The following is a 13,345-nucleotide window of genomic DNA, read 5'->3' on the forward strand; positions in this document are numbered from 1 at the left end:
CGGATGTACCGCAGGGGTTGCGGAGAGGCCGAGGATGCGTCAGCAACTCCGGCAGCAGCGCCGTCGTGTGGGGAACCGACCGGTCCAGCAGCTTACGCTACTCGGGGCCCTGCTGTGCTTCCTCGTGGCTGCTTTACTCGCCTCGCCTGCCCCGGCGCGTGCCGCACCAAACCGTGTGTATGGCCTCACCATTGACGGCGTCATCAACCAGTTGACCGCCGACCATGTCGTCCGCGTCTTGGACGAGGCCGAGCGCGAGCACGGTGCAGTCCTGCTCGTCACCATCGACTCGCCCGGCGGCGTCGACAGCGCGATCCGCCGGATCACGCAGGCATTCCTTGCCGCCCGCATCCCGGTCGTCGTCTACGTCGGACCGGAGCCACAGGCCGAGGCCCTCTCCGGGGCGATGTTCATCACCCTCGCTGGTCACGTGGCCGCCATGGCCCCAGACGCAGTCATCGGCGCCGCCCTCCCGGCCGGGCTTGCCGAGCGCGCCAGTCCTGAAGAGCGCGAGGAGCGCATGGCCAATGCGCTCCAGGTCGCCGCGACCACAGCCGAGGCACGCGGGCGGAACGTTCAGGCCACCGTCGACGCCGTTCGCGCCGAAGAGATACTGTCCGCCGACGTCGCCGCGGCTGACGGCATTATCGACCAGGTCGCGCCGAGCGTACCACTCCTGCTGGAGCAGATCGACGGACTTGAGGTTCGCACAGCCTCGGGCACGGTGACGCTGGCCACGCGCGAGGCGCCCATTCGTTGGATGACGCTGACCCCACGCGAGCGGGTCGTCCAGGAGATCACCAACCCGAACGTCGCGTACCTCCTCTTCAGCGCCGGCGTGCTCCTCCTGATCGTCGCGGTCTACGCCTCCGCGCACCTGCTGGCTGGCATCCCTGCGATTGTGGCGTTGGCGACTGCAATCATCGCCTTCGGCAACCTGCCCACCTCGTGGGTGGGCCTCGGGCTATTGACCGCCGGCGCACTGCTGTTCATTGTCGAGTTGTACACGCCAAAGGTGGGCCTGCCGGGCGCCGCGGGCGTCATCTGCTACTTGATCGGATCCTTCACGCTCTACCAGCCGGTGCGCCAGGAATCGCCGTTCGCTCCCGTTGTGCGCGTCAACCCCTGGCTCGCCGTCGGCACGGTCTCCTTCTTCGTCGTGGCGCTCCTGCTGATCCTGCGCTTCCTCTTCCGCGCCCGGCGCACCGCGCTGGCCTCAACGGCCGCCGCGCTGATCGGGCGCACCGGCGTGGTTGTCCGACCATTGGACCCGGTCGGCACCGTACTGGTGGCGGACCAGGAATGGGCTGCCACCTCCCCCGATGCGCCGCTGAGCGAGGGATCGCCGGTGCGCGTGACCGGCAGCGAGGACGGTCTCCTCAGGGTCATGCCACTCCCGCCGGACGTCGCGCAGTCCGACTCGCGCGAGGGAGCGCACCGCGGCTGGCGCGCCCCATGACGCCCGCCTTGCTCCCGGTGCACCCGGTTCGCCATACTAGTCGCTGGTCAAGGAGAGGGGGGACCGTGGCTGCCACGTACTCGTTTGATATCGTGTCCGACTTCGACGCGCAGGAACTCCGCAACGCCGTCGACCAGGCGATGCGCGAGATCAACACGCGCTACGATCTGAAAGACACTCGCACCGAGATCGCGATCGAGAAGGACCGCCTGGTGATCAACACCGCTAGCGAATTCACGCTCAGCGCGGTCCGCGACCTGCTTGAAACGCGTGTGGTGCGCCGTGGGCTGTCCCTGAAGATCCTCGACTACCAGGAGCCAGAGAACGCCAGCGGCGGGCGCGTCCGGCAGGTCGTCCTGCTCCGGCGCGGGATCCCGGAGGATCTCGGCCGCCAGCTCGTCAAGCAGATCCGTGCCGAGTTCAAAAAGGTGACACCCCAGATCCAGGGCGACGCCATCCGCGTCTCCAGCAAGAGTAAGGACGACCTCCAAGCCGTGATCCAGCACCTGCGCGGCCAGGATTTCCCGGTCGCCCTCCAGTTCGTCAACTACCGGTGAGCGAGGGTACTGCGTATTGCGTGATGCGTGTTCCGTGTTCCGTGCTCCGTTGTCCGTAAACGTTCATCAATGACTGCTCGGTGAGGTCTGGAACGATCAATTCGCGACACGCATCACGGGACACGCATCACGCAATACCCCCAGTCAGGAGCCAACGGTGAACGAGTCCTTCCACATCGTCACGCTCGGGTGCTCCAAGAACCAGGTCGACTCCGAGGGCATAGCCCGGGTCTTGAGCCAGCAGGGAATGACTCCCGTCGCGCGCCCGGAGGACGCACGGGTGCTGGTCGTCAACACCTGCGGATTCCTGGCCGCCTCACGACAGGAGTCCGTCGGCGTCATCAACGAGTTACTTGAGACACGTCGCCCGGATCAGGTCGTCATCGCGGCCGGTTGCATGGCGTCGCTCGACCAGCACCGCCAGGAGATCCCTGAAGGCGTCGACGCCATCCTTTCCACACGGGAGTGGGCAAACATCGGCCATGTCGTCGGACGTCTCCTCGGCTACGAGGACATTCCGCCGCAGCCACCCTTCGATCCGGCGGGGATGCTCACGAGCTTCACCCGCCGCGATGCCGGCCCGAGCGCGTACGTGAAGATCGCCGACGGCTGCGATCACGGCTGCCATTTCTGCGTCATCCCGCTCATCAAGGGCCGGCAGGTCTCCAAGCGCCCATCAGACGTGATCCGAGAGATCCGCGAGCTGGTCGACGGCGGGACCAAGGAAGTCATCCTGGTCGCGCAGGACACGATCCGCTATGGGGCGGACCTCGGGATCAAGAACGGCTTGCCAGGGCTCCTGCGCATGATCGCCGAGGAGGTGCCCGACCTGCCCTGGCTCCGGATGCTCTACATCTACCCCAGCCCGCTCACGCTGCGGCTGGTGGACGCCATGACCGAGCATCCGATGTTCGTCCCCTACCTCGACATGCCCATTCAGCACGCCGACCCGACCGTGCTGCGTCGCATGGGCCGGCCGAGCAGCATCGACATGACGCGGCGGCTGATCGACCACGCCCGCAATCGGCTGCCCGACGTGACCATGCGCACCACCCTGATCGTCGGCTACCCCGGGGAGACGGAAGAGCAGTTCCAGCGGCTGTACGACTTCGTGGCCGAGATGGAGTTCGACCACGTCGGCGTCTTCACCTACTCGTACGAGCCGAACACGAAGAGCGCGCTATTGGACAACCCGGTCCCTCCCGAGGAAGCCGAGGCGCGGCGCGCCGCGATCATGGAGTTGCAGCAGGGAATCTCGCTCAAGAAGAACCAGGCCCTGGTCGGGCGGACGCTGGAGGTGCTCGTCGAAGCCGTCGGCGAGATGGAAGACGAGCGCGGGCGCACCGAGCCGATCTCGGTTGGCCGGGCGCGCCGGCACGCACCCGAAGTCGACGGCCTGGTGTTCATTCCCGGCGCGTTGCCGGTCGGGGAACTGATTCAGGCACGGGTGACGGCGGCGAGCCCGTATGATCTGTGGGCGACTCCGGCGGCGCCGTCAGCGGACGGGCGACGTCGGCGCCGCGGCCGAGCAATTCCCCTTCGAGTGGAGAGCCGATAGGGAAGACGCGCAGGGCGCTCCCAACCCGGGCCGGCCACACCCGCTGGAACATCACCCACTGCTCCGGCACCCGCCGGATATGCCGCTCGAAGGCTGCGATAAGGCGCTCCAGGCCCACGCGGAGGTCGGCCTCGGCATCATTGGTGCGCGGCACCACGAACGGCTGCTCGATGATCAGCTCGTAACCACCGTCCACGCGCGGTGCGAAGGCCGGGACGATCATCGCGCCGGTCTGCCGCGCGATCCGGATCGGTCCCGGCGGCAGGGTCGTTTCGTGACCGAAAAAGACGGCGGGCACACCGCTCTGGAAGAAATCGCGGTCCGCCACGATGCCCACCACCGCGCCATCCTTCAGCGCCCGCACGACCCGTCGCACCCCACCAGGCGTGGCATGCTCCAGCTTCAGACCACGGCTCCCACGCAGGTAGTCTACCGCGGCGTGAATGAATTCAGGCACCGTACGCGTCGTGAGCACCGTGACGTCAAACCCGCGGAGCGCCAAGATCTGGGCCACAAAGTCGAACGCTCCAAGGTGGGCGGTAGCCATGATCACGCCCCGCCCCTGCGCGAGCGCATTCTCGACCACTTCCCACGCCCCTGGGGCGGTGCGCACCATCTTGCTCAGCCTGTCGGCCGGCATGTAAGGCACCCGCAGCATGTCGGTGAAGTTCCGCGCGCTGGTCTGGAAGACGCGCCGCACCACCCGGTCTACCTCCGCGGGCGGGGTATCCGGCCCCAACACCCGCGTGATGTTGTCACGCACGTTGCGGCGGTAGGTCGGGAAGAGGTGGTAGATAATGATGCCCGCCCGGTCGGCGAGCCAGTAGACCCACGCCTGCGGCAACCGATAGAGGATATGCCCCAGGAGCCATGCGAGCCCGACGCTCACGCGGTTCTTGAGCGAGGTCTGGACGCGTTGACGGGTATTGCCGGACAATCGCGTACCCCCAAATTCGCGTCCGGTGTGCAGCTAGCGGAACTCTTCGACCGGCCAACCAAGTCGTTGCGCGATGCTGTACAGCCGGTCATTGGGGTTGATGCAAACCGGATGCCCAAACAGCCGCAGCACCACCTCGTCGGTGTGGTGATCCGCATAGCAGAACGACTGCTTGAGGTCGATCTGCGCAGCCTCTGCGAACCGGCGGATCAGGAGCGCCTTGGCGGCGCCGTACGGGTGCAATCCGGCGAGCCGGCCGGTCAGGCGCGCGTTGCGCGTGGCAGGTTGGCTGCAGATCACATGCCGGACGCCCAGCATCCGCGCCATCGGCTGCAGCACGTATGGCAGCGATCCGGAGAGGAGCACCGTCTGGTGCCCTTCCTGGATGTGGTCGCGTACGCGCTCGATCCCGCGCTTCGCCAGGCGAGGGCCGATCATCTCCTCGAAGCAACGTGCGCCCAGGGCAACCATCGTTGCTTCCTGCTGGCCACGCAGCCAGGGCCGGTGCGCTCGCAGGTCCCGCACCGGGTGACGCCACCCGCTTACCGCGAGGAATCGCAGCGTCTCCGCCGCCACTCGCGCACCCAGCACCCGCTCCCGCAGGAGGAAGCGGAGGAACAGCCGCTCCGCCGTAGTGTCCGGCAGCAGCGTGCGATCGACATCGAAGACCGCTGCGATCACTGACATTGCTTATCGTAGCCTCGCACGTAGTACATCGCGTCGAACAATACGGGCACCCCACGCACGATGGTGAGGGCGAGGGCGGCGTACACCATGAACCATCCGGCAATCCGGACCCACTGCTGGTCGTAAAGCGCTGCGAAGCTGGTACCAACCGCGTCCGGCAGCCCTGCGGCAAAAAGCCCCGTCAGAAACACAAACCCCAGGCCCTTGGCCGCCCCATAGAACGCGCGCATGAAGCGCGATGCGGTGAGGAACCGGCTCAGCGGCGTCAGCATCATCGTGTTCGCACCGAAGGCGGACTTCCCCTGCGAGTAGCCGACACTCCGCATCGCATCCACCAGGAAGCCGCGGGTCATCACCACCAGCGGCGCCCACACGCCGATCAGTCCCAGCTCAGCGAAGACGATCCAGAGCGCGTTCTCCACGACCCGGTCGCCCGCGATGTCCAGGACCGCTCCAAACTCGCTGGTCGAGTTCCGCCGCCGGGCCACGAAGCCGTCGAGCCCGTCGCTTAGGAACACCACCACGATGAGGCCGATCGAGAGGAGCGCCAGCGGGTAGGAATGTGTGTAGATCAGAGCGATGGTCACAAACAGGAGGACTAAACGACCGATCGTGATGAGATTGGCCATCGTCCTCCGCCCGGCATTGTACCCGCGCCTGCCACAACCGGCTGGGCGACCCACACGTACACGGCGCTCATGCGATACACACCCGGCTCATTATAACAGAGCCATCTCACGGATTCGGCGTCGCGCTGAGCCACTGGGGCACCAGAGCAATCCAGGTTTGCCCCTCGCCCAGCGGAACCTCCTGCTCCGTCGCCGGGTCGATGAAGCGGAATGTGGCATCGGGCCCGGAGCGCTCCCAGCGGGCGCCGTAGCGCTGCCCGTCTCGGAAGATCCAGGCGTCGCCACCGCTGTGCAGGTCGACATCGAGCGAATAGGCGCCAAGCACGTCTTCCACAATGCCGGTTGTCGTGAATGTAGTGAAGATGACGACGACGTTCCGCGGCGCGATCTGCTCGCCCGTCTGGGCGTCGCTGTGCGGGACTCCACCCATGAAGCGGAGGTAGCGGTTCGTCCCCGGGTCGTACTGGAACGACACCTCGCCGGTGGCGTACGGGATGTACACCCCGGCGGACGGCAGGCCGCCGGGCGGCGGCGGGCCGAAGGTGAAGGACTGCCCGGTCGTCGGCCGCGACCAACCGAACCGGTCGGCCACCGCGCGCAGCGACGGGATCGAGGTGTAGAGGTTGTGCGGAGCAGGGCGCGACCAGTCGCGCCAACCGGCCTCCGCCGCGTTCCCCTCAACGATCAGCAAGTTGATCCCCGACTGCCACAGCAGGTCCTGCACGCCGATCGACGCGCCCGAGTAGGCCAGCATGGCGTCGTGCGCCGGCGCCACCTCCAGGTTGACCAGCCGGGCACTCCGGACCGGACCAACCACGTCCGGGGCCTTGGTCTGATACAGCGCAGTGAACCGGGTGAGTTGCGCCTCGGTCGGCGTCTCGTAGACCACGTCCGCCTGGGTCAGGCCCGTGTGCGGCCGCGCCAATGGCGCGTTGTCGATCTGCACCGCGATCGGCCGCGGCGGCTCGGTCTCCATCGGCTCACCGGTTAGGGGCGACCGGTGCGCCACCGGTGTCGGCGTGGGCTCCGGCGTCGGTGTTGGGGTCGGCGAAGGGGTCGGGGTGGGAGTCGGTGTCGCCGTCGCGGTCGGCTCCGGCGTAGCCGTTGGAGGAACCGGTGTGGGCGTCGGAGACGACCCGAGCGTACACGCCGTCGCCAGGAGCGCGAGGGCGCACAGAACGATCGCAAGCCGCCGCCTCATTTGGTTTCCTTCCCACACTCTCGACCGCAGCGAGCCCGGGGGTGTCTCCCACCCGCGAACCCGGGACGTTGCCAACTGGCTCGGGCTTCCCTCAGTGGAGTACGTACGCACGAACCAGGTGACCCCACCAAGTCAAACGCGCCGGGGCGCAGATAGTTTCACCGAACCTTCCAATCCTGGGGTCAACTGATCAACGTGATCAGCGCGACCCAGGCGCCGAGCTGGACCAGGCAGGTCCCGCCGAGGAGGAACCGCGCCGCAAACCGGTCGAAGGTCACGATGCTCCACGCCAGCCCGAAGTTTGCCAACGTCACCAGCCCGGTGATCAGGGGCAGCGTCCAGATCTCGCGCGGTGAACCGATCCGGTCGGGTAGTCCATTCACGTTCCAGTGGAGGGTGATCGACTGGGGGATGCTGTCGTACTTGAGCAGAATGTACCCGACCATCAGCAGGTTGAGGAGGATGGCCATCGCCAGGAAGAGCCGAGCCACCCGATCAGCCAGCAGAACCGGCCGCAGCAGCGGGCTCACCCCGCGACCGGGCGCGGCAATCTGGTACGAGCCCGTCGCCGAGGCCGCCTCCGGCTGCTCCCCGCGTGGGCCGCGACCGGGCGCGATCACCGGGTACTGCATTGTCCACCCGGCCTCGGCGAGACGCTGTGCTCCCTGGCCGGGAGCCACGGTCGGGAAGCCGTCGGTACGCTGTGCATCCAGAGCACGACGCAACCGCCCGTATTCCTCGACGAAGAGGACCGGGCGCTCGGGCGAGATGGCGAAATGCTCCGTATCGGTGGAGATGAGCAACTGGCGGCGCAGCGGGAGGGTCGCCACCACCCGGACAGGGCCGACCTTCTCCTGCCGGACTCCGACATAGTAGCCCGGCCAGAAGCGCTGCCAGCGGCCCGGTCGCTCCTCCAGCACCTCAATCGCCGGGCCGATGTACGTGACCGACGCCAGGTCGATCGGGTAGCGGCGACCTGCCCACCGGATCTCGAGGACGTCGTCGCCGAACGCGTAGCCGATCGTGGTGTACCCGTACACCAGGTACGCCGCACCCACTGCTACGACGGTGAAGAGCACCGCCGCCACCCCAATGACCGGAGTGGGAAGAGGCACACTGGCGACCCCCGCCAGCACCAGGATCGCACCCCCGGCGCCCAGCACGCTGAGGATGATGATCAGGATGCCGATCAGGCCGCCGGGGGATGCGGCGGCCCTCCAGCGGCCCAGGGTGGCGTCCACAGGTGTCCTGGACATCGTCCCCTACCGCCCTACCGTCTTACACCCGTCGCCCGGCTGGCGCCGAGCAACGGGTGCGGCGGCGACGTTGGCCCTCGCCGGGACGGCCGGGATCACGAAACCGGGCCAGAGTTCGTGCAGCAGCGGCGGTCACGCTCGTCCCCCTCTCGCTCCGGGCCGCGCCCGCCGCCGTCCCGGCGCTGGCGCGATTAGGGTGCCTCCGTCGGCTCCGGCGTGGCCTCGTCCGTGCCTGGCGTCGCCGATGGCGGGAGTGTCGGCGTGGGCGAGGGCGTCGGCGTCGGCGTCGGTGGCGCATCCGGCGGCGGCACGAACTCTGACGGCTCAGGCGTCGGCGCCGGGGCCGGAATCTCCCAGCGGATCGTCACCGCCGCGCGCTGCTCCTCCAGCCACTTGGAGAACTGCTGGTTACGCAGCGTCTGAAGCGTCTCCACGTCCACTGGGCGGTCGGCTTCCTTTTCGAACACCGTGATGATGTGCCAGCCGAACTGGGTCTGCACCGGCGCGCTGATCTCGCCCGGCTCCAGGCTGAAGGCAACTTCCTCGAAAGGCTCAACCATCAGCCCGCGCGGGAACCAGCCCAGATCGCCCCCGTTCACTGCGGTGGCAGAGTCCGCGCTCTGCTCCTTGGCCAGCTCGGCGAAGTCGGCTCCCTGCCGCAGTTGTTCCTCGATCGCCTTGGCAGCGTCCTCGGTGGCCACCAGGATGTGCGCCGCGTGCACCTGCTCGGCACGGGTGGGGATCTTCTCCTGGAGCGCGTACACCACCTTCTGGCGCGCCGCCTCGGGCAGGACGACGAGACGCCGGAAATCCTCTTCGCTCATCCCGGCCTCGTCCAGCACATTCCGCTTGTACTGCTGGAACGTCGCCGTCGCGGTCGCCTGCACCTGGTCCGGGCTCAGCGTCGGGGTCGGCTCCGGAGTACCCTCGGGCGTCGCCTCCGGAGTGGCGTCCTCCGCTGCCTCAGGAGAAGCGGCGCTGCTCTCCTCGTCCTCACCGTCCGCAGTCGGGCTCGCTGCCGGGGTGGCGCTTTCCGCCTCCTCCGTCGCTTCCGGGGTAGCCTCCGGTGTCGACTCCGGCGTCGGCGTCACCTGTGCCTCGGCGGTGGCCGTAGCCCACGCCGCAGCCGTGGGATCCACGCCCAGCGTCGGAGTCGGGCTTGCAGAAGGCTCGGGGGAGAAGAACTGCTCCATCGTCTGCTCGACGTCGGCGTCGGTGACGCTGAGGCCGAGGGTTTCGAGCCGCTGCAGCACCACCTGGTCGTCCACCATCTGGCTAACAGTGGTGCTCTCAACCGGGTCGCTCTCGACGGTCCGCAACCGTGCCTGCGCCTGTTCGGCGAGCTGCTGGTACTGAACGGCCTGCTCGCCCTGGCTGAACTGCGCGATCTGGACGTACTGCTGGATCTGGTTCAACAGCTCCAGCTTGCGCATCTTCCAGTAGTCGGCGCGCTTGATCTCCACGCCGTTGACGCTCGCCAGCGTTTGGTTCGGGAGATAGAGGTACTGGTAGATCGCACCGGCCGCCAGGATGCCGACAAGCAGGACACCCGCCACCACGACGCCGAGGATCACCATGCGCTGGCGGTACGCTTCGCGCTCACGGCGCGACACCCACCGCTGCTCGGAGGTGGCGGATCGTGAGCGGCCGAACCCAATCCACTGTCGCAACTGATCTCTCATGAGGCTGCTTTCGTCTCCGACACCCGGCGAATCTCCCGCGACACCAGCGTCCCCGGCCGCACGCGACCCCGGACGCCGGGATACGGGCCGGACGCACCCGGCGTGGATGCGGCGCGGCAATCAGCCGCGCGGGAACTCTCCCGCGCGGCTGGCCCGCTCGGAGCTACTGCGTGAACGGAAGCAACGCGACGTGACGCGCCCGCTTGATCGCCACCGCGAGCGAGCGCTGGTGCTTGGCGCAGGTCCCCGTCTGGCGCCGGGGCTCAATCTTGCCGCGTTCGGAGATGTAGCGCCGCAGGCGGCCGATATCCTTGTAGTCCACCTCGCCGATACCATCCATGCAGAAGCCGCACACCTTGCGGCGCGGGTAGTAGCGTCCGCCGCCGCCGAAGCGTCGGCGCCGCGCCGTCTCAGTCCGTGCCTCCTGGCGCGCCGCCGTCTGACCACCCGCCTGCTCCTCAGTCTGCTGCGCGGCGGCCTGGACGCTCGGCTGCTCCTCTGTCTGCTGCGCCGTCTGCTGTTCCTGCTGCTCCTGCTGCTCCTCAGCCATTCTTGTCCTTCCTCGATCGATCGTGGTTCATGTCGTGCATCTGATCCGACGTACCGGGAGTGCCGTCGAGGTGCCTAGAAAGGTACGTCGTCGAAATCGTCCTCGGGCGGGCCGAAGTCGGGCCCGCCGGCCTGCTCAGCCGGGATGCCCCGCTCAACGGGCATCCCCTCTCCGCGGCTGGAGAGGATCAGGATCCGGTTGGCAACGATCTCAACCGCCGTGCGCTCCATGCCGTCGTTGCCGGTGTAGCGGCGGACCTGCAGGCGACCCTCGACGTAGACCTTGGTCCCCTTGGTAAGGAACCCCCTGGTCGCCATATTGTCGACCTGCTCTGCCAGTCGCTCCCAGCAGACCACGGTGAACCAGTCGGTCTCGTCCACCCACTGGTCGTCCTGCCCCCGCCGGCGTCGGTTAACTGCCACGGAGAAGTTCGTGACCGGTGACCCACCCGGGGTGTAGCGCATCTCCGGGTCGCGGCCGAGGTTCCCGATGATCTGAATCCGGTTGAGTCCCTGGAACATGCCGCTGCTCCTTCAGCTAGGAGCCGGTCACTCCGCTGCTTCGACAGCTTCCGACTCCGCGGGAGCCTCCGGCGCGGCGGGAGCCCCCTCCTGGCGGATCAGAAGATACCGGATGACCCGCTCGTTCAACTTCAGGTCGCGCTCGATCTCGATGATCCGCGACGGGGCACAGTTGAAGTGATACAGCACGTAGGTCGCATCCCGGAACTTGTTGATCGGGTATGCGAGCCGTCGGCGCCCCCACGGCGTATCCCGCTTGACGTGGGTCACCTCACCGCCGTGCTGTGCGATCAACGCGCTGATTCCGTCCACCTCCGCGGTGAGCGCCTCATCGGTCACCTCGGGGCTGATCAGCACCATCAACTCGTATGGTCGCGGAAGTGGTTCAAACGTGGGCAACGAGACCCCCTTTCTCCGGGCTTACGCTGGCCGAGCCACCGGACCGTTGCCATCCGGTGCAGGCAACAGCGCAGAAAGGCTGCTACAAACGTTCACGGCACACATCAGCCGTGACCCCGCGAGCATTCACGGGGAATCGGGTGGATTATACCGACCCGGCAGCCCCCAGCAAAGGAGCGACGTACAGCCCCACCGCCGGTGATGGTGCCGTCACTGTAGCGCATCCGGGTGACCAGTGGCATACAGTATGGGACCATTCCCCGCGGCAGGCGCGGCTCGATCGACGAGAGGAGAAGGACCGTGCGGATGGGCAACGACGTGGTCGATGTGGTGGTCGTGGGCACCGGCAACGCCGCCTTCTGCGCCGCCCACGCGGCGCGCGATCACGGCGCCCGCGTGCTCATGCTCGAGAAGGGGCCCGAGGACTGGGTCGGTGGGAACAGCTACTTCACGGCCGGGGCCTTCCGCATCGCTTTCGACAGCCAGGATGACCTCGTCGCCCTCCTCGCCGATCCGTCGGACGAGCGGCTGCCGCGCACAGATGTGCCCCCCTACCCTGCTTCGGCGTTCCTGGCGGACCTGGAGCGCCTCACCCTCGGACGCACCGACCCGGTACTGGCGAAGATCCTCGTCGAGGACTCGCTCGATACCGCCCGCTGGCTGCGCGACCACGGGATTCGATTCCACCTCCAGTACCACCGGCAGGCGTACGAGGTGAACGGCCGATTCCGGTTCTGGGGCGACCTCCCGCTGGGGACGGTCGGTGGCGGCGAAGGTCTCATCGAGCAGCACCGTGCGACCGCAGAGGCACGGGGCGTCAGGATCCGCTTCGAGTCGCCGGTCGTCGGGCTCCTACGCGATGCCTCCGGAGCAGTCACCGGTGTCGTGGTCGACGGGCCGAACGGCCGTGAGGAGATTCGCGCCGCCGCGGTGGTCCTGGCCTGCGGCGGCTTCGAGGCAGACCCGCGCCTTCGCGCGACCTACCTCGGCCCGGGCTGGGACCTGGCGAAGGTTCGCGGGACTCCCCACAACACCGGCGAGGGCTTGATGGCAGCGCTGGACGTCGGCGCCGAGCCGTACGGCCACTGGAGCGGATGCCACAGTATCCAGTGGGACGCCGGAGCGCCGCCGGCCGGCGACCGGATCATCACTAACCGCTTCTCGAAGCAGTCCTACCCGATCGGTATCGTCGTCAACGTGCACGGCCGGCGCTTCCTCGACGAGGGCGCCGACTTCCGCAACTACACGTACGCCCGCTACGGCGCGGAGGTCCTCAAGCAGCCCGGTGCCCTCGCCTGGCAGATCTTTGACGCCAAGACGACGCCGCTGCTGCGCGACTACGAGTATGCGATCCCCGGTGTCTCCCGAGTCGAAGCTGACACGATCCACGATCTCGCCGTCGCAGCGGGGATCGATCCTGCCGGCCTGGAGCAGACCGTGGCCGAGTTCAACCGGGCGGTGCAGCCGGGTGAATTCAACCCCGCGATCAAGGATGGGAAGCGCACCGAGGGGATCACCCCGCCCAAGAGCAACTGGGCGCTGCCGATCGACACCCCGCCGTTCGTAGCCTTTGCCGTCACCTGCGGCATCACCTTCACCTTCGGCGGCCTGCGGATCGACCCCCAGGCACGCGTCCTCGGGCGGAACGGGCAGCCGATCCCCGGGCTCCACGCCGCGGGCGAGCTGGTTGGCGGCATCTTCTACCACAACTATCCAGGCGGTTCCGGGCTCACCAGCGGGGCGGTATTCGGGCGGCGGGCCGGCGTCTCGGCCGCCGCGCATGCGGCTGCCGTCGGTACTCGGGGATAGTGGCGCGGGCGTGTCGCTGGGTGACCCAACCCGCCGGGTGGCAGGGATGACGGGTTCTGGACCATGGTCACCATGTTCCCGGTGGCGCTGGCCTTTCTTT

General features: G+C 67.7%; 12 protein-coding genes and 2 pseudogenes. 4 read left to right on the forward strand and 10 right to left on the reverse strand.

Annotated features, from left to right (window positions below):
• Positions 1–34 precede the first annotated feature (34 nt).
• The 3 genes from STHE_RS07280 to rimO all read left to right on the forward strand — a co-directional run bounded on the left by STHE_RS07280 (position 35) and on the right by rimO (position 3,574).
• Positions 35–1,459: an NfeD family protein gene (locus STHE_RS07280; RefSeq protein ID WP_012871922.1), complete on the forward strand. Its 1,425-nt coding sequence runs from the start codon at positions 35–37 to the stop codon at positions 1,457–1,459.
• A gap of 65 nt (positions 1,460–1,524) precedes the next feature.
• Positions 1,525–2,016, forward strand: coding sequence for a YajQ family cyclic di-GMP-binding protein (locus tag STHE_RS07285; RefSeq protein WP_012871923.1), 492 nt, complete (start codon positions 1,525–1,527; stop codon positions 2,014–2,016).
• Between the two features lie 157 nt (positions 2,017–2,173).
• Entirely contained in the window at positions 2,174–3,574 is a 1,401-nt protein-coding gene (rimO, locus tag STHE_RS07290; protein ID WP_012871924.1) for a 30S ribosomal protein S12 methylthiotransferase RimO, read from the forward strand.
• A gap of 46 nt (positions 3,575–3,620) precedes the next feature.
• Here rimO and STHE_RS19395 read toward each other — a convergent pair.
• From STHE_RS19395 to rpsF, 10 genes and pseudogenes are all read right to left on the reverse strand, one after another.
• Positions 3,621–4,463: pseudogene (locus STHE_RS19395) on the reverse strand (lysophospholipid acyltransferase family protein); the annotation flags it as partial.
• A gap of 81 nt (positions 4,464–4,544) precedes the next feature.
• Entirely contained in the window at positions 4,545–5,198 is a 654-nt protein-coding gene (locus STHE_RS07295; RefSeq protein WP_012871926.1) for an HAD family hydrolase, read from the reverse strand.
• On the reverse strand, positions 5,189–5,827 hold the full coding sequence (locus STHE_RS07300; RefSeq protein ID WP_012871927.1) for a CDP-alcohol phosphatidyltransferase family protein: 639 nt from the start codon (positions 5,825–5,827) through the stop codon (positions 5,189–5,191). The genes STHE_RS07295 and STHE_RS07300 overlap by 10 nt, the downstream gene beginning before the upstream one ends.
• 106 nt (positions 5,828–5,933) lie before the next feature.
• Entirely contained in the window at positions 5,934–6,803 is an 870-nt protein-coding gene (locus STHE_RS07305) for a DUF3048 domain-containing protein (RefSeq protein WP_245534849.1), read from the reverse strand.
• Between the two features lie 4 nt (positions 6,804–6,807).
• Positions 6,808–6,975 (reverse strand): hypothetical protein, encoded by a 168-nt coding sequence (locus STHE_RS19400; protein WP_245534850.1) that lies wholly within the window; start codon positions 6,973–6,975, stop codon positions 6,808–6,810.
• A gap of 235 nt (positions 6,976–7,210) precedes the next feature.
• Positions 7,211–8,284 carry a DUF1648 domain-containing protein gene (locus STHE_RS07310; RefSeq protein ID WP_012871929.1) on the reverse strand — a complete coding sequence of 358 codons (1,074 nt, stop codon included), beginning with the start codon at positions 8,282–8,284 and terminating at the stop codon, positions 7,211–7,213.
• Between the two features lie 191 nt (positions 8,285–8,475).
• Positions 8,476–9,897, reverse strand: coding sequence for a peptidylprolyl isomerase (locus STHE_RS07315; RefSeq protein WP_012871930.1), 1,422 nt, complete (start codon positions 9,895–9,897; stop codon positions 8,476–8,478).
• Positions 9,898–10,138: 241 nt separating this feature from the next.
• A pseudogene (gene rpsR, locus STHE_RS19405) lies at positions 10,139–10,360 on the reverse strand (30S ribosomal protein S18); the annotation flags it as partial.
• Between the two features lie 230 nt (positions 10,361–10,590).
• Positions 10,591–11,037, reverse strand: a complete 447-nt coding sequence (locus STHE_RS07325) for a single-stranded DNA-binding protein (protein WP_012871932.1) — start codon at positions 11,035–11,037, stop codon at positions 10,591–10,593.
• Positions 11,038–11,064: 27 nt separating this feature from the next.
• Complete coding sequence (gene rpsF / locus STHE_RS07330) at positions 11,065–11,436, reverse strand: 30S ribosomal protein S6 (RefSeq protein ID WP_148219928.1); 372 nt, start codon at positions 11,434–11,436, stop codon at positions 11,065–11,067.
• Positions 11,437–11,742: 306 nt separating this feature from the next.
• Here rpsF and tcuA point away from each other — a divergent pair, with 306 nt between their 5' ends.
• Complete coding sequence (gene tcuA / locus STHE_RS07335; RefSeq protein ID WP_012871934.1) at positions 11,743–13,245, forward strand: FAD-dependent tricarballylate dehydrogenase TcuA; 1,503 nt, start codon at positions 11,743–11,745, stop codon at positions 13,243–13,245.
• The last annotated feature ends 100 nt before the right edge of the window (positions 13,246–13,345 follow it).

The organism is Sphaerobacter thermophilus DSM 20745 (assembly GCF_000024985.1).
Classification (GTDB): Bacteria; Chloroflexota; Chloroflexia; order Thermomicrobiales; family Thermomicrobiaceae; genus Sphaerobacter; species Sphaerobacter thermophilus.